Raw genomic sequence first — 19,285 nt, 5'->3', positions numbered from 1 at the left:
GATGGTTTGACCCAAGGCATGAAACCGGCTTTTGCTCTTTCGCTTTCCGCTGATGGTATTGCGCTTCTCTATCGCGCCGAAGACGGCTGGCGGCACGTGGGCAGCACTCCGTTTGACGCCGAGGATCTGCCCGCCGCACTGGCTAAGATGCGTGCTGACGCGCTGCGGCTGGCGCCGGAGGACGTGTTCAGCAAGCTGATCCTGCCCAATGACCAGATCCGGTATCTGACGGTTGAGACAGGTGAGCAGTCCGCGGAGGAGCGGATTGCCGCCGCCAGGGCTGCGCTGGAAGGGGCGACGCCTTATCCGGTGGACGAGCTGGCGTTTGACATCAGCGCTGACGGCAGCCTGACCCATGTTGCCGCCGTGGCGCTGGAAACGCTGGATGAGGCGGAAACCTTTGCGGTGGAGCATGGCTTTGGCCCGGTGAGCTTTGTCGCGGCACCCGAAGACAGCGGTTTTCAGGGCGAGCCCTTCTTTGGCACCACACGCGCGATCCGCGGCACCGAGGTGGAACCCGACGCCGAAGCGGTAAAGGTTGCCGGCCCGGCCAAACTGCCGGACCCGGTGACAGAGGACGGCAGCGAAGACAGCAGCTCCGAGGCTGCGGCGGACACCCCGTCACCCGCCCACGCCGGCGATCAGAAGCGGCCCGAACCGCAGGCAGACAACTCTGAGCCGGCGAGCGGCGGAGACGCCGCCCTGCCCTCCGAAGAAACTGCGCAGAAACCGGAAGCGGACCCGGCGCAGGAGGATACGCCGGAAACCCCTCCGGTGAAAGCTGCAAAGACTGAGACGCCGGCCAGCCTCCCGCCTGCCCCGCCGCCTGCCGCGCCCGCGGCTGACGTGCAGGTGCAGAACGCCAGCGGGTTCTCGACCACCCGCAACAAAGCTGCCGCAGCCGCAAACTCTGCTGCTCCGCCAATCCCGGCTGCGGTCCCGGCGCCGCAGCCCCAGGAAAACACAGCACCGCTTGCAGCCGCACGGCAGCCGGGCCCCGTGCCGGAAGCGGCGAAACCGCTGGGAGCCGCAGTTGCGGCCAAGGGCGCAGACCAGGCTGATGCCGCCGCGGCCAGCCCGAAAATTCCGCCCGCGCCCGCGGCGCTGCGCGAGTCTGCCCCAGCCCCTGCCGCACCGTCCAAACCCGCACCGTCCAAACCCGCCGCAGACAAGCCCGCCACCAAAGGCAAGCCTCGCTTTCTTGGCCTGATCCTGACCGCCATCCTGCTGCTGTTCATGGCCACTGTCGCGGTCTGGGCCGTGTTTGGCGGCGGCGGCTTCCTGTCTGACGCAGCAGACGGCGGCCGCAGCCTCTCCCCCGCTTCCGGCGGCAGCCAGACGGAGGAGACAGATGGCCAAACCGAACCGCCCGCCCTGGTGCCGCAGCCCGAAGCAGACCAGGACACCTCCCCCATCGCTCCGCAGGTCAGCGTGCTGGCCGATCAGCCCGATCCCGGCATCCAGGAAACCGGGGCGGCAGCGGAGGAGGCTGCCGGCGACGCAGCCCTGGCGGACACTGGGCCGGACCCCACCGCCGAGGACGAAGCCGCCGCAGACGGTGCGGAGCTGCCTGAGGATGGCACGGACACCGCCCTTGTGGACACGGACGCGGCCGCCGTCCAGGATGAGCCGCTGGACGAACTGGCCCTGGCCGCGCGGTACGCTGCAACCGGGATCTGGCCTGTGGCGCCGGATCTGGGGACGTTCCCCGCTGCGCCGCGCCTCGATGAGCTGTATACCGCCTCTATCGACCGCATCGGCAGCGCGCCGGACGCTGTGGCGCTGCCGCAGCCGGAGACCTTTGCCCTGGATGAGGAACCGGGCGCCGTCGCCTCGCCCGCCGCGGCAGGCGCAGATTTCGACCTCGATGAGCGCGGCCTGGTCAAAGCGACGCCTGGCGGCACGCTGAACCCCGATGGCATTACGGTCTACCTGGGCCGCCCCAAGAAGGTGCCGCCGCCGGCACCCGAACGCAACGACCCGGCCGCTGAGGCCCTGGCCGAGGAAGTGGCCCGGAATCAGGTGCTGTCGCGCAAGCGGCCAAAGGCCCGGCCCGCGGACCTGCAGGAACAGACCGAGCGCGCCCAGCTGGGCGGTCTCAGCCGCGCTGAGCTCGCCTCGCTGCGCCCGCGTCAGCGGCCGGCCAGCCTGAAGCCGGCGGAGGAAGAGCAGCTGCCCGCAACAGCCTTGGCAATTGCCGCCTCGGCAGTCCCCCGCGAGCGGCCCGCGAATTTCGCAAATCTGGTCGACCGCGCCCGCCGCAACGCCCAGAACCAGGTGAAGACCGCCGCCGCGGTGCCGGCTGCCGCCGCCGCCGTCGCGCCGCGCATCCCGACTACGGCGTCGGTCGCCCGCCGGGCCACCGTCAGCAACGCTATCAACCTGCGCAAGCTGAACCTCATCGGCGTCTACGGCACTGCGTCCGACCGCCGCGCGCTGGTCCGGCTGCCTTCGGGCCGCTACAAGAAGGTGCAGGTCGGCGACCGCATCGACGGCGGCCGGGTGATCGCCATCGGCGAAAACCAGTTGCAGTATCAGAAAGGCGGCCGCAACCGCACTCTGAAGATGCCGAACGGCTAAGCGCCCGCTCCAAAGAGATTTCCCTTTCCTGCGCTCTCCCCTGGCCAGCATACAGCTGCCGCCGCCGCAACGCGGGCGGCGGCTCCTCTTTTACGCGGGCCGGGACAGGAAGGGTGCAGGCACAGAAAAGGCCGGGCCCGCGATGCGGACCCGGCCTGGGGCAAAAGCCTGCTAGCCGTTATTCCGCGGCCTGGATCTCGCCGTTTTCGATCTGCTCGCGCTCGATCGATTCAAACAGCGCCTTGAAGTTGCCTTCGCCAAAGCCGTCGTCGCCCTTGCGCTGGATGAATTCAAAGAAGATCGGCCCGATCACGGTCTTGGAGAATATCTGCAGCAGGATCTTGGTTTCGCCGCCATCGACCACTCCTTCGCCGTCGATCAGGATGCCGTGCTTCTTCATCCGATCCAGCGGCTCGTCATGTCCCTGCACCCGGTCGTGGCTCAGGTCGTAATACGTTTCCGGCGGGGCCGGCATGAAGCGGATGCCGCGCTCCGAGATCTCATCGGTCGAGTCATAGATGTTCTCGGTGCCGACGGCGATGTGCTGGATGCCCTCACCCTTGTACTTCTTCAGGTAGGAGACGATCTGCCCGGTCTCGCCACGGTCCTCGTTGATCGGGATCCGGATACGGCCGCAGGGCGAGGTCAGCGCGCGGCTCAGCAAGCCGGTGTACTTGCCTTCGATGTCAAAGAAACGGATCTCCTTGAAGTTGAACAGCTCGCCATAGAACTTGAACCACTTGTCCATGTTGCCCTTGTAGACATTGTGGGTCAGGTGATCGAGGTAGTAGAAGCCGACGCCGCGCGGCTTGGACTGCTTCAGCCACTCGAATTCCTCGTTGTAGGGCGAGGTGTCGTAGTACTGATCGATGAAGTAGATCAGCGAACCGCCGATGCCCTTGATCGCGGGCACATCCATGGTCTTGTCATCGCCGTCGTAGGCTTCGGCGCCCTTGGCGACGGCATGTTCGAACGCTTTCTGCGCGTCGGCCACGCGCCAGCCCATCGACGGGGCGCAGGGGCCGTGCTCTGCCACGAACTTTTCGGCAAAGCTGCCGGCCTCGGCGTTCAGAATGTAGGTGATGTCGCCCTGCTGCCACAGCTCGACGCCGGGCTTCTGCTTGTGGCGGCCGACCAGCTCATAGCCCATCTGGGTGAACAGGTCGCGCAGTTCCTGCGGTTCGGGGCTGGCAAATTCAACAAATTCAAAGCCATCGGTGCCAGCGGGGTTCTCCGGCGTGATCTCGGATTTCGGGGCGTTATGCGGGAACGGGCCCATTGCGCGTCTCCTTCATCTGGTGTGGGGACAGGATCAAATCTTGCCCTAAGAATACCGCTTTTCGGATACAGGTTTTCCGCATAGTTTCGCGCGCGCAGGTTGATATGCGCGGCGTTTTCACGGAAAGTGCCGAAAACGCGGAGATTTTGCGCATGCTGGACCCAACGGATACGAAACTCCTCGCAGCGTTGCAGAAAGACGCGCATCTGACGGCGCAGCAACTGGGAGACCTGCTCAACCTGTCGCCCAGCCAGGCCGGGCGGCGGCGCCAGCGGCTGGAGGCGGAAGGGTATATCGAGGGCTATTCGGCGCGGCTCAATCCGGCCAAGCTGGGGCTGGCCGTTCAGGGATTTGTGCAAGTGCATCTGGGCAGCCACGGCCCTGAACAGTCCAAGGGGTTCGCCCGGCTGGTGGCCAGCCAGCCGCAGATCACCTCAGCCTGGACGATGACCGGAGAGGCCGATTACCTGCTGCGTGTCTACTGTGCCGACTTGCAGGCGCTGAACACGCTGATCCACGAGATTCTGCTGCCGCATCCCGGGGTGTCACGGGTCCAGAGCCAGATCGTAATGGCACAATTAAAACGCGATGCGCCGCTGCCGACTTAACCAACAAACAAGAATTTCTATGTAATCAGGCTGCAACAAATATCTCAATCTGAAGTGGAAACTGACGTGTCCTTTGTCGACCGGCGTGTTGAAACGCGGCCAAGCAGCGGCGAGGCTCCCTTTGGCCTCAATGAAGTGTTCTTTTCGAGGACTGACAGCCGCGGTGTTATCCAGGCGGGTAACTATGTGTTCCGGCGGGTGGGCGGCTACCCTTGGGAAGAACTGATTGGCGCTCCGCACAAGGTGATCCGCCACCCTGACATGCCCAAGGGCGTGTTTTCGCTGTTCTGGGACACCATCCAGCGCGGCGAGTTCATGGGCGCCTATGTCAAAAACAAAGCCAAGGACGGTTTGTATTACTGGGTCTTCGCCGTGGTGGTGCCGTGCCAGGACGGCTATCTGTCCGCGCGCATCAAGCCCAGCAGCAAGCTGTTCGAGGAAGTGCGCGGCCTGTATGCGCAGATGCTCAAGCGCGAAAAAGAGCATGGTGTAAAGCCAGAGGAAAGCGCCCGGTACCTGCTCGACTGGCTGGAAAGCCACGGCTACGAGAACTACCACCAGTTTGCCGCCCACGCGCTGAGCCAGGAGCTGATCGCGCGCGACACCGGCCTGGGCAACCAGCCGCATGCCCGCATCCAGGAGCTGACCGGCATGCTGCGCAATGCCGAAACCCTGGTGGAAGAGACCGAGGGGCTGATCGCCGATTTCGACGCCATGCACACGATCCCGCATAACCTGCGGGTGCTGGCCTCCCGGATTGAGCCTTCGGGCGGCCCGGTCACCGTGCTTTCGCAGAACTACGGATCCATGTCGCGTGAGATGTCGGATTGGTTTGCCGCGCATGTGATGGGCAAGAACAGCAACTTCGCCAAGATAAAATCCTCAGTGAATGACAGCCTGTTTGTCGAGGGGATGGCGCGGATCCTGATCGAGTGCGACCACCAGCTGCAAAGGGAGCGCCGCGAACTGGGCGAACTCGACATGGAGTCGGAGCGCAATATCCTCGGCGATCTGGTTCAGGAGCAGGTCAAGCGCGCGCAGGACGGGATGAAGGAGGTCCATCAGGAAGCCGATCGCATCACAAGCGCCTGCCAGATCATGCACCGGCACTTCCTTGGCCTCAGCTCGACCCGGGTGCTGCTCAAGATCGAAAGCGCCAGGCTGACCGATTCCGGCGAAACCCTGGCCGATATCATCGACCAGCTCGGCGGTTTCCAGGAGCGGATCTCGCGGCGGCTGGACCGGATCGGCAAGCTTAGTGAAGAAATCCGTCTCCTCGAACAATAATTCCGCAGCGCCTGCCCCCGGCAGGCGCTGAATTGCCTTATCAGCGCGCCACAGCTGCCAAAGCCATTGCCAAGGCACCGGCGCACTTGCGATACCTTCTGTATGGAAGAGTTTTTTTATCAGGCAACCGTTTATCTGGCAGCCGCCGTCATCGCGGTGCCGCTGGCCGCCCGTCTCGGCCTCGGCTCTGTGCTCGGCTACCTGGCGGCGGGCATCGCCATCGGCCCGGTGCTCGGCCTGACCGGCACCGAAACCGAGGATCTGCGCCATTTTGCCGAGTTCGGCGTGGTCATGATGCTGTTCCTGATCGGGCTGGAGCTGGAGCCGCGCGCGCTGTGGGCGATGCGGCACAAACTGCTGGGGCTTGGCGGCATGCAGGTGTCGCTGTCCACGCTCGCGCTGATGGGCGCGGCAATGGCGATGGGCCAGCCCTGGCACGTCAGCCTGGCCATCGGCCTCGCTTTGTCGCTCTCCTCCACCGCGATCGTTTTGCAGACCCTTTCGGAAAAGGGGCTGATGCGGACCGGCGGCGGCCGTTCGGCCTTTTCGGTGCTGCTGACCCAGGACATTGCGGTAATCCCGATCCTGGCCTTCCTGCCGCTGCTTGGCTCATACGCCATTCCGCAGTTTTCCAGCGATGGCTCCATCCGCCTCGAAGGCGATGACCACGGCGCGGGCCACGGTTCCCTGTCGCTGGTGGAAGGGCTGCCGGGCTGGGCGGTAACACTTGTCACCCTGGCAGCCATCGCCTTCATCATCCTGGCGGGCATCTACCTGACCCGGCCGCTTTTCCGCTTTATCCACGCCTCCAACCTGCGCGAGATGTACACCGCCTTGGCGCTGATGATCGTGGTCGGGATTTCCTTCCTGATGACGCTGGTCGGCCTGTCGCCGGCGCTTGGCGCGTTTTTGGCGGGGGTGGTTCTGGCCAACTCCGAATTCCGGCATGAGCTGGAAAGCGACCTCAACCCCTTCAAAGGCTTGCTGCTGGGGCTGTTCTTCATCACCGTCGGCGCGGGCATTGACTACCGCCAGTTTCTCGCTGATCCGGGCGACCTGATCGGCTTGGCCGCGCTGGTGATCCTGGCCAAGGGCATAGTGCTGTTTGCGGTCGGCCGCGCCTTTGGCCTGCGCCGCCGCGGGTTGTGGCTGTTTACCCTCAGCCTGGCGCAGGCCGGGGAATTCGGCTTTGTCCTGCTCGCCTTTTCGCGCCAGCTCAACGTCATTCCGGCGGCGCTGTCGGAAAAGCTGCTGCTGGTGATTGCGCTGTCGATGCTGATCACGCCACTGCTGTTCATCCTCTATGACTTCCTGTCCAAGCGCATGGGGGACGCTCGCCAGGAGCACGAGCCGGACGAGATTGACGAGGAAGGCCCGGTCATCATCGCGGGCATTGGCCGCTTCGGGCAGATCGTCAACCGGCTGGTGCAGGCCAGCGGCTTCAAGACCGTGGTGCTGGACCACGATATGGAAGCGGTGCAGCTGATGCGCCGCTTCGGGGTCAAGAGCTTCCTGGGCGATCCGACCCGGCCGGAGCTGCTGAAGGCGGCCGGCATCGCCAAGGCCAAGGTTTTTGTGGTGGCGCTGGACGATCCCGAAGGTGTGGTCAAGATGGTGGCCTATGTGCGCCGCGCCTATCCGGACCTGCACATCATTGCCCGCGCCAAGGACCGCAACCACGTCTATGAGCTGTATCAGGCCGGTGCCGACGATATCGTGCGCGAGCTGTTCGACAGCTCGGTGCGGGCGGGCCGCTACGTGCTGGAGAACGTCGGCCTCAGCGAATACGAGGCGGCGCAGGCGGCGCAGACCTTCTATGCCCACGACCGTCAGAACCTGCGCGATCTGGCTGAGCATTGGATCCCCGGCACCCCGGCCAGCCAGAACCCCGCCTATATTGAACGCGCGCGCGAGCTGGAGAAGGCACTGGAAAGCGCGATTTTCGAGATGGCGGAGCGCAAGCGCAAGAAATCCTCGGAAGCCGCAGAATGAAAAAGCCCCGGCACAGGCCGGGGCTTTTTCATGTTGGCATTCGGCCGGTCAGCCGTCTGAAACCCCCGCCTCGGCAAAGGTCGCCATGCCGCTGTGGCAGGCAATTGCGCCTTTTAGCACCTGGATCGCCAGCGCAGCGCCGGAGGCCTCGCCCAGCCGCAGGCCCAGTGACAGCAGCGGCTGCTTGCCCAGCTTCTCCAGAAGCGCCGGATGCGCGCCCTCGGCGCTTTGATGGCCTGCCAGCGTGTGGTCCAGCGCCCCGTCTGCGGTCTGCAGCAGGCAGGCGGCTGCGGCGCAGCAGATGAAGCCGTCCAGGATCACCGGGATGCGCAGCACCCGGGCCGCGGCAATGGCCCCGGCCATGGCGGCAATCTCGCGCCCGCCAAGGCAGGCCAGCGCATCCAGCCCGTCGCGGATAGCGTCCTTGTGCAGTGCCACGCCCTCGGCCACCACCCGGGTCTTGTTCGCAAGGCCAGCGTCATCCACACCGGTGCCGCGTCCGGTCCAATCCGCCGCCGCGCCGCCGAACAGTGCGCAGGCCAGGGCTGCGGCCGGGGTGGTATTGCCAATGCCCATCTCGCCAACCACCAGCAGGTCAGCGCTCGGGTCGACCGCATCCCACCCCGCCTGCAGTGCCGCCAGCAGCTCATCACCGCTCATCGCTGCGCCTTGGGTGAAATCGGCGGTCGGGCGGTCCAGCTCCAGGGCGAGCACATCCATGCGCGCGCCTGCCAGTTTGGCCAGCTGGTTGATCGCGGCGCCGCCGTGCTCGAAGTTGATCACCATCTGCGCGGTAACCTCCGGCGGAAAGGCTGAGACGCCTTGCGCCGTCACCCCGTGATTGCCGGCAAAGACGATCACCTGCGGCGCGGCGATTTCGGGCCGGTCGCTGCCGCGCCAGCCGCCGTACCAGATGGCCAGATCCTCCAGCCGCCCCAGCGCGCCCGGCGGTTTGGTCAGCTGGGTATTGCGCGCGGCCGCCCCCTGCAGGGCGGCCTGATCCTGGGCCGGTGCGGCGGCGAGTGCGGCGCGGAAATCATCAAGGGAGGAAAGCTGTGGCAGCATGTGAAAGCCTCGTTGCATCTGAGCGGGTGACGCGGATAAAGCGGTTGGCAATCTGTTTAACCGCTGGCGGCAGTGCCGCAAGCCCCGCAATAGGCCCGTAAATGCGAAAAAACGACATCCAGGCAAAAGACGTGGCTTTGGCGCTGGTGCTGCTGACCCGGCTGCCGCTGCCGTATCTGCCGGCGGTGGCGTTCCAGCGCCAGGCCAAGGCTGTCTGGGCGTTTCCGCTGGCGGGTCTTGCGGTTGCCCTGCCCGCAGCACTGCTTGCCGCGCTGGCGCTGGCGGCGGGCTTGCCTGCCACGGTGGCCGCGGGGCTGGCGCTGGCGGTTCAGGTCATGCTGACCGGCGCCATGCATGAAGACGGGCTGGCCGACACCGCCGACGGGTTGTGGGGCGGCTTCGACCGCGCGCGGCGGCTGGAGATCATGAAGGACAGCCGCATCGGCGCCTATGGGGTGATTGCGCTGATCCTCGGGTTCGGCCTGCGCTGGAGCGCTTTGACGGCCTTGCTGCAGGTTGCGGGCCCCTGGCCGCTGCTGGCGCTGGCGATGATGAGCCGGGCGGTGATGCCCGCGCTGATGGCGGTGCTGCCCAACGCGCGCGCCGCGGGGCTGTCGCAGACTGTGGGCCGCCCCCGTGCCCTGCCCTGCGGGCTGGCAGCGTTTCTGGCGGTTCTGCTGTCCTTGCCGCTGATTGGTTGGGCAGCCATTGGTGTCGCGCTTGCAATGGGCGCAGCCGCCATGGGACTGGGAGCGCTGGCCAAGGCCAAGATCGGCGGCCAGACCGGCGACATCCTCGGCGCTTCGCAGCAAGTGGCGGAGATCGCTGGGCTTCTCGCCCTCCTCGCCATCTGCAGCTGAGCCGGTCCGGGCATGAAAAAGGGCCGCGCCCTCGCAGGCACGGCCCCTGATTTCCGTGATCCGCCGTATCAGGCAGCGCGGGAGGTCAGCACCTCATCCACCTGCTTGGCGGCGGCGATCTCATCATTGCCGGAGACGGCGGCCACTTCGCGGGTCAGGCGCTCCAGTGCAGCTTCGTACAGCTGGCGCTCGGAGTAGCTCTGCTCGCGCTGGTCGTCGGTGCGGTGCAGGTCGCGGACCACTTCAGCGATCGAGATCAGATCGCCGGAATTGATCTTCTGCTCATACTCCTGGGCGCGGCGCGACCACATGGCGCGCTTCACCTTGGCCTTGCCCTTGAGCGTCTTCATCGCCTGCTCGATCACATCGGGCGAGCTCAGCGAACGCATCCCCACTTCGGTCGCCTTGTTGGTCGGCACCCGCAGGGTCATCTTGTCCTTTTCAAAGGTGATCACGAAAAGCTCCAGCGCAAAGCCGGCCACTTCCTGCTCCTCGATCGAGATGATCTGGCCAACGCCATGCGCCGGGTAGACCACGTAATCATTGGGGCGGAATTCGAGCTTCTTCGACTTGGTCATACAGGTTTTTCCTCACTCACAGCCGGGCGGCACCGGCATTAACGCGAAAAAGCACCCGGCTCCGGCCAGTTCATCTGGACCAGTCCCCGGGACATTTTCTCCGCAGAAATACCGCCCAAAGTGCGCACCGCTTGAGGCGTGCGCCGGGGGCGGACTCCGATTGTTTATGTCTATTGTGCTTGGAGTATATCATAAAAAAGGGCCGCCCGGAAGGCGGCCTGCTGGCGAGGAGCCGTAAAATCCCAATGCAATACGGCGAATTTCCGCACAAATGCGGCACCTCTGCGTGTGGCGGAGAATCAGCCGCCTTCGCCGGGTGCCTCGGAGAAATACTTCTCCATCTTGCCCTCTTCGCCGTCGCGTTCTTCGGCGTCGGGCAGCGGGTCCTTCTTGGACACGATCACCGGCCACATTTCGGAGTATTTGCGGTTGAATTCAACCCATTTGTCCATGTCCGGCTCAGTGTCCGGGCGGATGGCATCCGCCGGGCATTCCGGTTCGCAGACGCCGCAATCGATGCATTCGTCGGGGTGGATCACCAGGGTGTTCTCGCCCTCATAGAAGCAGTCCACCGGGCATACCTCGACACAGTCGGTGTATTTGCAGGCGATGCAGTTTTCCGTCACGACATAGGTCATAGTACCGAGTCCCGTTATCCGTTTGCGCCTAGCTAATCCAGACCGGCCAAGGCTTCAAGCCGTCAAAGGGTATCCTGCTTGCGAGTAAGATCAAGCGCCCTGCGGGCTTTTTTGTCCGGGCGGCCTTTTCCTTCGAACTTGGGGTTGGCCGGAACTTTTTCCTGCTTTTCCGTCATGTCAAAGTACAGCGCCTGCGCTTCCGGTGCCGGGCCGCGGCGCTCGCCGATGGACTCAATGCGGACCACGCGGATCATCTTGCCCTGGGCAAAGGTCAGAACGTCCCCGGGGGAGACGTTCTGAGCCGGTTTCAATGCCTTGGCGCCATTGACGCGCACATGGCCCGCACCGACCTGTTTGGCGGCAAGGCTGCGGGTTTTGAAGAACCGCGCATACCACAGCCACTTGTCGATGCGGATCTTGGGCGCGCCTTCGGCCATGGCCGGGTCAGTCGCCCTGTTTCAGCCCCATCAGCGCAGCGGCAAAGGGGTTGTCCGGGTCGATCTGTTTTTCCTTCTTGGCGGGACGCGAGGAATAAGTCTTGGCGCCCTTGTCCTGGCGCGGACCGCCCTTGCGGCCCGGCTTGCCGCGGCCTCCGCCTTCGCCGCCGCGCGGCTTGCCCTTGCCGCCAGGCTTGCCTTCGCCCTGCGGACGGCGGTTCTGCTGGCGCTGGCCGCCTTGTCGGCCGCCACGGTTGCCGCCCCAGGTGAAGGTATAGAAGACCTCCATTTCGGGTTCGTCCACCACGGCATCGGCAGCTTCGCCAACCGGGGTTTCATCGGCAGCGGTTTCCGCAACCGGCGTCTCTGCCACTGGCTCGGCCGGTTCTTCGGCGATCGGAGCAACGCCTGCATCCTCAATCGCTTCAGTGCCTGCGGGCACATCTGCGGGTGCGGTTTCACCTTCCTCGGCCGGTGCGGCGGCGGGCGTGTTCTCCACCTCAGCGGCGGCGTCCATCACCGGCTTGTCTTCGGACGGGGTTCCGGTTTCGGTTACCACGGCGTCCACCGGCTTCACCTTCTGGCGCTCGCCCTTCTCGGCCTTGTAGCCGAGGCCCTGCATCAGGTCGGCGAACTGCTCCAGCGTCATGCCGGTGATCGACAGCATGTCGGCTTTGGCTTCAAAGCCGCCGCGGCTGTCTTCGGCGCGCAGCATGTCGGCCAGGCGCTCCAGCATGTCGATGCGGATCATCCGCTCGCCTGCGGCACGGTAGCCGCACATGGTGTCGTAACCTTCCGGCGCGTCCTTGATCGACGGCACGGTGACCAGTCCCGGGGGCGGTGCTTCGGGGAAGTCCTGCAGGCCATTGGCCAGCGACCACAGCACCAGGCGCAGACGGGTCGGTGCGGGTTTCAGGAGCAGCGGCATGAAGATGGTGAACTGGCCGAACCGGATGCCATGCTTGCGCAGCGCGCCGCGGGCGTCCTGATCCAGGTCCTTGACCTCTTGCGCAACGCCTGCACGCGGCAGCACGCCGAGGTTTTCGACCATCCGGAAGGCAAAACCGCGGGCCAGGCCTGACAGCTCCTCGTCCTTCTGCAGGTTCAAGAGCGGTTCGAACAGCGCGTTGATCTTGCGGGTGATGAAATGCAGCAGGCGGCGCTCCACCTTCTGGGCAACATCCGGCCCGGCGGCGTCATCGACGAACACCTCGATCTGCGGGCTCAGCGCGTCCGCGCCGGCCACCAGCTTGCCCACCGCGTCGCCGCCCCACATCAGGCCGCCTTGCTCGGTAAAATCGATCTCGGTATCGGGCGCGTTATAGAACCGGTCCGCACGCAGATGGAATTGCGGCGCCAAAGCCTGCAGCGAGGCCGCTTTCAAGGCTTTTGCCTCAGCACCCTGCGCACCTTTGTCCGGGCTGAACCGGAACCCTTCCAGACGGCCGACGAATTCGCCTTCGACCGTCACTTCACCCTTGTCATTCACTTCGGCCAAAAGGGCCTCCTTCTGTTTGAGCCGGCGCAGAAGCACGGATGTGCGCCGGTCCACAAATCGCTGAGTCAAGCGCTCGTGCAGCGCGTCTGACAACCTGTCTTCTACAGCGCGCGTCTCCCCGCGCCAATGGCTTTCGTCACGCAGCCAGCCATTCCGCTGCGCGACATATGTCCACGTCCGGATAAATGCCAGACGTTTGGACAGGGTATCGATGTTGCCGTCGGTCCGGTCAATCCGCTTGATCTGGCGAGCCATCCAGTCGTCCGGCACCACGCCGCCGCCGTGCAGATGCTCAAATATAACGCCCAGAAGCGAAGAATGTTCCGCATGGCTGATGCCGCGGAAGTCGGGAATCCGGCAGACGTCCCACAGCAGTTTCACAGATTGCGCATTGGTTGTGCGGGCGATGATGGCGGATTCCCGCGACAGCATTTTCAGCGCGCCCAGGTCGTCGGCCTCGCGCGCCTTGATCAGGTGCTCGTTCGAGGGGCTTGATTCGAGCGAGTTGATCAGCGCCTCGACGGTGCCGAACTGCAGGTCCGCAGAGCGCCAGTTGAGCTTTTTCAGCGGCGTGAACTGGTGGTTCATGATCGCCGAGGCGGTGCCCTCGTCCAGCGGCCGGGCGTCGCCGGTGACGCCGAAGGTGCCGTGGCTCATCCCGCGGCCCGCGCGGCCTGCGATCTGCGCCAGCTCATTGGGGGCCAGCTCGCGCATCCGGCGGCCGTCGAACTTGGTGGTGGAGGAAAACGCCACGTGGTCGATGTCGAGGTTGAGCCCCATGCCGATGGCATCGGTGGCAACCAGATAGTCAACCTCGCCATTCTGGTAGAGTGCCACCTGCGCATTGCGCGTCCGCGGGGACAGCGCGCCCATCACCACTGCCGCGCCGCCCTTCTGGCGGCGGATCAGCTCGGCAATCGCATAGACATTATCAACCGAGAACCCGACGATGGCGGTGCGCGGCGGCATCCGGCTTATCTTTTTCGAACCTGCGTAGACCAGATCGGACATCCGCTCGCGGCGGTGGAATTCCACGCCCGGCACCAGGGCCGAAATCGGTCCGCGCATGGTATCGGCGCCCAGGAACAGCGTCTCGAGCGTGCCGCGGGCGCGCAGCAGCCGGTCGGTGAAGACATGGCCGCGCTCGGGGTCGGCGCAGAGCTGAATCTCGTCGATCGCCAGGAAGTCGCAGCCCATGCCCTCCGGCATCGCCTCCACGGTGCAGATCCAGTACTGCGCCCGCGGCGGCACGATCCGCTCCTCGCCGGTGACCAGCGCCACAACGGACGGCCCGCGGGCGGCGACCACCTTGTCGTAAACCTCGCGCGCCAGCAGACGCAGCGGGAATCCCATGGTCCCGGTGCGGTAGCCGAGCATGCGTTCGATGGCGTAATGTGTTTTGCCGGTATTGGTCGGGCCCAGGACGGCCACGATCCGCGATGCGCTTGCCATTGCTTCAGCCCCCGCCCCCGAAAGGGCTTAGAGTTCCCTGCCCTCGACAGAGGGCTTCAGACGTTCGAGGGCGCTGCTTACTTCCTCGTGATGCGGATGTATAGCCTTGGCGCGCCGGTAGGCCTGATAGGCGCGCTCAGGCTCGCGGAACTGTTCAAAAAGCGCGCCCAGCGCATAGATGGCGTTGTAATCCTTGGGGTTCAAGGCCAGCGCCCGTTCCAGGTCGGCCACCGATGGCCCGTAGAGACCAAGCGCGAAATAGACCCGTGCACGCTCGTACCAGCCGCGGGCGAACCCCGGCGCGTGGTCGGTCAGCGCCGTCAGATGCTCTGCCGCCTGCTGCAAGTCTCCGCGCTCCATCGCATCGGTGCCGCGCCGCAGCAGCAGGTCCATCGACGGCGAGCCGCTCTTGGCCCACAGCGCTTGCAGCTCGCGGTCTATTGCCGCAGCCTCTGATGCTTCGGCCATCGCGAGGTCCTGCAGCAGCACATCGGCCGACAGGCCCTGCGCAAGCCCCTGGCCAGGCAGGGACAGCGCGGCTGCGGCGGCCGTTGCCGCCACGATAGCTTTGAGCTTTGGGAAATTTCTCCGCATGATGCCTCCAGTGTAATCCCGCGCGCTGCATTTTCCAGTATTGGATGCACATGCTTCACAGGTTTGTGCTATAAGCGCGCCAAACAGATTGAGGACCGATATGAGCGTTACCCTTGAACAGGCGGCAGAAGCCCTGAACGGCAAGCTGGACGCAGGCGAATTCGATTCCACCGCCAAGTTTCAGATCGAAGACCTGGGCGCCATCATGCTGGACGGCGCCGGCGCGCGTGTCGGCGACGAAGAGGCGGATGTGACCATGACCGCAGATGCCGACACCTTCCAGTCGATCCTGGACGGCGAGCTGAACCCGACTGCCGCCTTCATGTCCGGCAAGCTGACAATCGACGGCGACATGGGCGCTGCGATGAAGCTGGCCTCGGCCCTCGCCTGATGGACGGCGCCCCGGTGGAGCTGCAGCCGGCGCCCCTGTACGCGGAGATCGCGCAGGGGCCTGCGGACGGCGCAGCCCATTGGGTCCAGACCTCAGATGGCCTGCGCATCCGTGCGGGCCATTGGCGGCCTGAAGGGACAACCAAGGGCACGGTCCTGCTGTTCCCCGGGCGCACCGAGTATATCGAGAAATACGGGCTGGCCGCGGCGGAGTTTGCCGCTTGCGGCTATGCCACCCTCACCGTTGACTGGCGCGGCCAGGGGCTGGCCGGGCGGATGCTGGCCGAACGGCGGCTGGGCCACGTGGGCCATTTCACCGATTTCCAGAAAGACGTGCATGCGCTCGCAGCGCTGGCTGAACAGCTGGACCTGCCCCGGCCATGGTTCCTGGTTGGCCATTCCATGGGCGGCGCCATCGGCCTGCGGGCGCTGATCGAGGGCTTGGACGTCAATGCCTGCTGCTTCACCGGCCCGATGTGGGGCATCCAGATCCCGCCGCTGATGCGCCCGCTGGTTCGTGTGATAAGCGGCATCGCCCCCTATCTGCGCCTGCAGGAGCGGCTGCTGCCGACCACCGCGCTGGAGCAATACGTCCAGATCACCCCGTTTGAGGGCAACACGCTGACCACCGATCCGGAGATGTACCGGATGATGCACGCCCAGCTGGCGGCGCAGCCGGACCTGGCGCTTGGCGGCCCCACTATCCAATGGCTGCGGGTCAGCCTTGAGGAATGCGCCGAGCTGGCAGCAATGCCCTCCCCCGCGCTGCCCTGCATCACCTTCCTTGGCACCGACGAGCAGATCGTTAACGTGCAAGCCATCCATGACCGCATGGACCGCTGGCCCGGCGGCAAGCTGGACCTGATCAAGGGCGGCCAGCACGAGGTGATGATGGAAACCCCGGAAATCCGCACCCATGTCTTTACCAGCATGTGCCGCCTGTTTGAGCAGCACGGCGGCTGACGGCGTGCCTTTGTCCGTTGCCTGTGCAGCGCACCCCTCTTTTACCCGGCCGTTACCCGCCTCTGCCATTCTCCTGTGCTGATCCGCCCCCGGCTGCTTGTGATCCCGCAAGCCGCCGCTTAGATGTTGGGGCAAAGCATTTCACATGACAGGAGCCCCCATGTTCCAGCTTCCCTTCCCCGTCCGCGACGCAAACGCCACAGCCGGTTCCGGCGGCCTTGGCGACCTGCCGGAATGGGACCTCAGCGACCTCTACACCTCCGAGGACGCTCCCGAACTAGCCCGCGATCTGGACTGGCTGCAGCAGGAATGCGCCGCCTTCGCCGCCGATTACGAGGGCAAGCTGGCGGATCTTGACGCGGATGGCCTGCTGGAGTGCGTGCAGCGCAACGAGAAGATCAACAACATCGCCGGCCGCATCATGTCCTATGCTGGCCTCCGCTATTACCAGCTGACCACCGACGCGGACCGCGCGGCCTTCCTGTCGGACTGCCAGGAGAAGGTGACCATCGCCACCACCCCGCTGGTGTTCTTCACGCTGGAGCTGAACCGGATCGAAGACAACGTGATGGACGCGCATCTGGCCGCCAACGCGGAACTGGGGCGTTATGAGAGCGTCTTCCGCCGCATCCGCGCGATGAAGCCCTACCAGTTGTCCGATGAGCTGGAGAAATTCATGCACGACCTCGGCATCGTTGGCGACGCCTGGGAAAAGCTGTTTGACGAGACCATCGCCGGCCTCACCTTCACCGTGAACGGCGAAGAGCTGAACATCGAAGGCACCCTGAACCTGCTGACCGAGCAGGACCGCTCCAAACGCGAGGCCGCGGCCCGCGAACTGGCCCGCGTGTTCGGCGAGAACATCAAGACCTTTGCCCGCGTCCACAACACGCAAGCCAAGGAAAAGGAAATCATCGACCGCTGGCGCGGCATGCCCAGCGCACAGATGGGGCGCCACCTCTCCAACGACGTGGAGCCCGAAGTGGTCGAGGCACTGCGCGAGGCGGTGGTTGCCGCCTACCCTAAGCTGAGCCACCGCTATTACGAGCTGAAGCGCAAATGGCTCGGCCTCGACGTCATGCAGGTCTGGGACCGCAACGCGCCCTTGCCGCTGGAAGACACCCGCACCATCAGCTGGGACGAGGCTGAAAAGACGGTGATGGAGGCCTATAAGGCCTTCGATCCCCGCATGGGCGAGATCGCCGCGCCGTTTTTCTCGGACGGCTGGATCGACGCCGGGGTGAAGCCCGGCAAGGCGCCCGGCGCCTTTGCCCATCCGACTGTCACCAACGTGCACCCCTATGTGATGCTGAACTATCTGGGCAAACCGCGCGACGTGATGACCCTGGCGCATGAGCTGGGCCACGGCGTGCACCAGGTACTGGCGGCGGAACAAGGCGAGATGCTCTCCTCCACCCCGCTGACTCTGGCGGAAACCGCGTCGGTGTTCGGCGAGATGCTCACCTTCCGCAAGATGCTCGACAAGGCCGAAACCAAGGAGCAGCGCAAGGTTTTGCTGGCGGGCAAGGTCGAGGACATGATCAACACGGTCGTGCGCCAGATCGCCTTCTACGACTTCGAATGCAAGCTTCACGCCGCCCGTGCCGAGGGCGAGCTGACCCCGGACGACATCAACGCCATCTGGATGTCGGTGCAGGCCGAAAGCCTGGGCGAAGCTTTTGAGTACATGGACGGTTACGAGACCTTCTGGGCCTACATCCCGCACTTTGTGCATTCGCCCTTCTACGTTTACGCCTATGCCTTTGGTGACGGGCTGGTGAACGCGCTCTACTCGGTCTATGCCGAGGGCGGCGAAGGGTTCGAGGACAAGTATTTCGAGATGCTCAAGGCAGGCGGCTCCAAGCACCACAAGGAGCTGCTGGCGCCCTTCGGCCTCGATGCCACCGACCCCAAGTTCTGGGACAAGGGCCTCAGCATGATCTCCGGCTTCATTGACGAGCTGGAAGCGATGGAAGACTGATGCCCATCACCTTGCGCCCGGTGGCCCGAAGCGAATTTGATCTGGTTTCCCGCATCCAGGTGGAACCGGATCAGATCCGCTTTTCCGGCACTGTGGCGCAGGCGTTTGAAGAGAATGAGGAGGGCGTGGATTTTCACGCCATCCTCGACGATGCCCGCGCGGTCGGCTTCTTCAAGATCGACCGGCTGTATCATGAGACCTATGAGTTTGCCCAAGCGGATGAGCTGGGCCTGCGCGCCTTTATGATCGGCCGGGAGGATCAGGGTAAAGGCTTTGCCACCGCGGCGGTGGCAGCGCTGAAAGACTACCTGCCCGGCCATTACCCGGACCGCCGCGCGGTGGTGCTGACGGTCAACCTGCAGAACCCTGGCGCCGTCCGCTGCTACCTGAAGGGAGGCTTTGCCGATACCGGCGGCATCTATCCCCACGGCCTTGCCGGCCCGCAGCACATCCTTCGGATGGACCTGGCGCGCGCCTGAAGCCAAAAGCTGCATCCGCGCGCGGGTCAGCCACCGGAAGCAGCAAAACAGGATACCTCTCAAAGTCACATTCTCGGAAAACCAGTCAATTTGTGGTATAGTAACGCAGTTCACTAGTTTGAGGGGATAAGTGATGTCATTGCTCAGAAACATCAGCGTAATAGCATCCGTTCTTGCAGCAACCGCGGTGTTTGCCGCTGGTCCTGACCGGAAGAATGCTGTCAGCGGTCAAACAGTTGCAGAACTGTACGCGGGAAAAACGTGGGTCTGGAGCAAAGGCGGGTCCTACTGGGGGTCTGACGGCAAATTCCAGGCGGTATGGAAAGAGAGTGTCGGAATTGGCAGGTGGTATGCCACCACCAGGGGAAACCTCTGCTATGAAGCCGTTTGGTACTACGATGACGGCGGTAAGGTCGGCGAGGAGCCGGAAAAGAAATGCTGGCGGCACGTTGCAGACAGCCAGGGGCGCCTGTGGAAGCACGACCAGAAAAAGAATGAGTGGTACCGGACCAAAAAAGAGTTCGCCGAACGGGTCAAGCCAGGCAACAAGATTGGCAGGCAGGTCCGCAAGCTTCGTAAGAGATACGGCGTCTGACCCCCGGCA

17 protein-coding genes are annotated in these 19,285 nt (G+C 64.5%); 10 read left to right on the top strand and 7 right to left on the bottom strand.

Annotated features, from left to right (window positions below; genetic code table 11):
• Window positions 1–18 precede the first annotated feature (18 nt).
• Entirely contained in the window at window positions 19–2,580 is a 2,562-nt protein-coding gene (locus AC4HIX_RS11300; RefSeq protein WP_490399061.1) for a hypothetical protein, read from the top strand.
• A 178-nt stretch (window positions 2,581–2,758) separates the two neighbouring features.
• Here the strand turns inward: AC4HIX_RS11300 and hppD are convergent, their stop codons facing one another.
• The gene (hppD, locus tag AC4HIX_RS11295) at window positions 2,759–3,859 is read right to left on the bottom strand and encodes a 4-hydroxyphenylpyruvate dioxygenase (RefSeq protein WP_490399060.1); all 1,101 of its coding nucleotides are present in this window, start codon (window positions 3,857–3,859) and stop codon (window positions 2,759–2,761) included.
• 152 nt (window positions 3,860–4,011) lie between these two features.
• On the opposite strand from hppD, the gene AC4HIX_RS11290 reads away from it, so the two are divergent.
• The 3 genes from AC4HIX_RS11290 (at window position 4,012) to AC4HIX_RS11280 (ending at window position 7,746) form a co-directional block, all read left to right on the top strand.
• On the top strand, window positions 4,012–4,467 hold the full coding sequence (locus AC4HIX_RS11290) for an Lrp/AsnC family transcriptional regulator (RefSeq protein WP_475046596.1): 456 nt from the start codon (window positions 4,012–4,014) through the stop codon (window positions 4,465–4,467).
• Window positions 4,468–4,533: 66 nt separating this feature from the next.
• Window positions 4,534–5,754 (top strand): PAS domain-containing protein, encoded by a 1,221-nt coding sequence (locus AC4HIX_RS11285; protein WP_490399059.1) that lies wholly within the window; start codon window positions 4,534–4,536, stop codon window positions 5,752–5,754.
• Window positions 5,755–5,856: 102 nt separating this feature from the next.
• A complete protein-coding gene (locus tag AC4HIX_RS11280; RefSeq protein ID WP_475046599.1) occupies window positions 5,857–7,746 on the top strand; it encodes a monovalent cation:proton antiporter-2 (CPA2) family protein in 1,890 nt (629 codons plus the stop codon).
• Window positions 7,747–7,794: 48 nt separating this feature from the next.
• Here the strand turns inward: AC4HIX_RS11280 and cobT are convergent, their stop codons facing one another.
• Window positions 7,795–8,811: a nicotinate-nucleotide--dimethylbenzimidazole phosphoribosyltransferase gene (cobT, locus tag AC4HIX_RS11275; RefSeq protein ID WP_490399058.1), complete on the bottom strand. Its 1,017-nt coding sequence runs from the start codon at window positions 8,809–8,811 to the stop codon at window positions 7,795–7,797.
• A 101-nt stretch (window positions 8,812–8,912) separates the two neighbouring features.
• Here cobT and cobS point away from each other — a divergent pair, with 101 nt between their 5' ends.
• Window positions 8,913–9,671, top strand: coding sequence for an adenosylcobinamide-GDP ribazoletransferase (cobS, locus tag AC4HIX_RS11270; protein WP_490399057.1), 759 nt, complete (start codon window positions 8,913–8,915; stop codon window positions 9,669–9,671).
• A gap of 68 nt (window positions 9,672–9,739) precedes the next feature.
• Here the strand turns inward: cobS and AC4HIX_RS11265 are convergent, their stop codons facing one another.
• From AC4HIX_RS11265 to AC4HIX_RS11245, 5 genes are all read right to left on the bottom strand, one after another.
• Window positions 9,740–10,249 carry a CarD family transcriptional regulator gene (locus AC4HIX_RS11265; RefSeq protein WP_027236940.1) on the bottom strand — a complete coding sequence of 170 codons (510 nt, stop codon included), beginning with the start codon at window positions 10,247–10,249 and terminating at the stop codon, window positions 9,740–9,742.
• Window positions 10,250–10,548: 299 nt separating this feature from the next.
• Window positions 10,549–10,887, bottom strand: a complete 339-nt coding sequence (gene fdxA, locus AC4HIX_RS11260) for a ferredoxin FdxA (RefSeq protein ID WP_027236939.1) — start codon at window positions 10,885–10,887, stop codon at window positions 10,549–10,551.
• Between the two features lie 62 nt (window positions 10,888–10,949).
• Complete coding sequence (locus AC4HIX_RS11255) at window positions 10,950–11,324, bottom strand: RNA-binding S4 domain-containing protein (protein ID WP_490399056.1); 375 nt, start codon at window positions 11,322–11,324, stop codon at window positions 10,950–10,952.
• Window positions 11,325–11,331: 7 nt separating this feature from the next.
• On the bottom strand, window positions 11,332–14,274 hold the full coding sequence (locus AC4HIX_RS11250) for a helicase-related protein (protein WP_490399055.1): 2,943 nt from the start codon (window positions 14,272–14,274) through the stop codon (window positions 11,332–11,334).
• 27 nt (window positions 14,275–14,301) lie between these two features.
• Window positions 14,302–14,868, bottom strand: coding sequence for a tetratricopeptide repeat protein (locus AC4HIX_RS11245; protein WP_490399054.1), 567 nt, complete (start codon window positions 14,866–14,868; stop codon window positions 14,302–14,304).
• A 100-nt stretch (window positions 14,869–14,968) separates the two neighbouring features.
• Between AC4HIX_RS11245 and AC4HIX_RS11240 the strand changes: the two genes are divergently transcribed.
• From AC4HIX_RS11240 to AC4HIX_RS11220, 5 genes are all read left to right on the top strand, one after another.
• Window positions 14,969–15,259 (top strand): SCP2 sterol-binding domain-containing protein, encoded by a 291-nt coding sequence (locus AC4HIX_RS11240; protein ID WP_475046608.1) that lies wholly within the window; start codon window positions 14,969–14,971, stop codon window positions 15,257–15,259.
• Entirely contained in the window at window positions 15,259–16,221 is a 963-nt protein-coding gene (locus AC4HIX_RS11235; RefSeq protein WP_490399053.1) for an alpha/beta fold hydrolase, read from the top strand. The genes AC4HIX_RS11240 and AC4HIX_RS11235 overlap by 1 nt, the downstream gene beginning before the upstream one ends.
• Window positions 16,222–16,381: 160 nt before the next feature.
• Window positions 16,382–18,202 (top strand): M3 family oligoendopeptidase, encoded by a 1,821-nt coding sequence (locus AC4HIX_RS11230; RefSeq protein ID WP_490399052.1) that lies wholly within the window; start codon window positions 16,382–16,384, stop codon window positions 18,200–18,202.
• Window positions 18,202–18,681, top strand: coding sequence for a GNAT family N-acetyltransferase (locus AC4HIX_RS11225; RefSeq protein ID WP_490399051.1), 480 nt, complete (start codon window positions 18,202–18,204; stop codon window positions 18,679–18,681). The genes AC4HIX_RS11230 and AC4HIX_RS11225 overlap by 1 nt, the downstream gene beginning before the upstream one ends.
• 133 nt (window positions 18,682–18,814) lie before the next feature.
• The gene (locus AC4HIX_RS11220; RefSeq protein WP_490399050.1) at window positions 18,815–19,276 is read left to right on the top strand and encodes a DUF995 domain-containing protein; all 462 of its coding nucleotides are present in this window, start codon (window positions 18,815–18,817) and stop codon (window positions 19,274–19,276) included.
• Window positions 19,277–19,285 lie beyond the last annotated feature (9 nt).

This window comes from Leisingera sp. (assembly GCF_982940295.1).
The sequence above is the reverse complement of the archived record's forward strand: the minus strand, read 5'-3'. Positions and strand labels throughout refer to the sequence as shown.

Coding starts and splice junctions, on each gene's coding strand:
- AC4HIX_RS11300 (WP_490399061.1), top strand. CDS start 19: ATGAAACCGGCTTTTGCTCTTTCGCTTTCCGCTGATGGTATTGCGCTT.
- hppD (WP_490399060.1), bottom strand. CDS start 3,859: ATGGGCCCGTTCCCGCATAACGCCCCGAAATCCGAGATCACGCCGGAG.
- AC4HIX_RS11290 (WP_475046596.1), top strand. CDS start 4,012: ATGCTGGACCCAACGGATACGAAACTCCTCGCAGCGTTGCAGAAAGAC.
- AC4HIX_RS11280 (WP_475046599.1), top strand. CDS start 5,857: ATGGAAGAGTTTTTTTATCAGGCAACCGTTTATCTGGCAGCCGCCGTC.
- cobT (WP_490399058.1), bottom strand. CDS start 8,811: ATGCTGCCACAGCTTTCCTCCCTTGATGATTTCCGCGCCGCACTCGCC.
- cobS (WP_490399057.1), top strand. CDS start 8,913: ATGCGAAAAAACGACATCCAGGCAAAAGACGTGGCTTTGGCGCTGGTG.
- AC4HIX_RS11265 (WP_027236940.1), bottom strand. CDS start 10,249: ATGACCAAGTCGAAGAAGCTCGAATTCCGCCCCAATGATTACGTGGTC.
- fdxA (WP_027236939.1), bottom strand. CDS start 10,887: ATGACCTATGTCGTGACGGAAAACTGCATCGCCTGCAAATACACCGAC.
- AC4HIX_RS11255 (WP_490399056.1), bottom strand. CDS start 11,324: ATGGCCGAAGGCGCGCCCAAGATCCGCATCGACAAGTGGCTGTGGTAT.
- AC4HIX_RS11250 (WP_490399055.1), bottom strand. CDS start 14,274: ATGGCAAGCGCATCGCGGATCGTGGCCGTCCTGGGCCCGACCAATACC.
- AC4HIX_RS11245 (WP_490399054.1), bottom strand. CDS start 14,868: ATGCGGAGAAATTTCCCAAAGCTCAAAGCTATCGTGGCGGCAACGGCC.
- AC4HIX_RS11240 (WP_475046608.1), top strand. CDS start 14,969: ATGAGCGTTACCCTTGAACAGGCGGCAGAAGCCCTGAACGGCAAGCTG.
- AC4HIX_RS11235 (WP_490399053.1), top strand. CDS start 15,259: ATGGACGGCGCCCCGGTGGAGCTGCAGCCGGCGCCCCTGTACGCGGAG.
- AC4HIX_RS11230 (WP_490399052.1), top strand. CDS start 16,382: ATGTTCCAGCTTCCCTTCCCCGTCCGCGACGCAAACGCCACAGCCGGT.
- AC4HIX_RS11225 (WP_490399051.1), top strand. CDS start 18,202: ATGCCCATCACCTTGCGCCCGGTGGCCCGAAGCGAATTTGATCTGGTT.
- AC4HIX_RS11220 (WP_490399050.1), top strand. CDS start 18,815: ATGTCATTGCTCAGAAACATCAGCGTAATAGCATCCGTTCTTGCAGCA.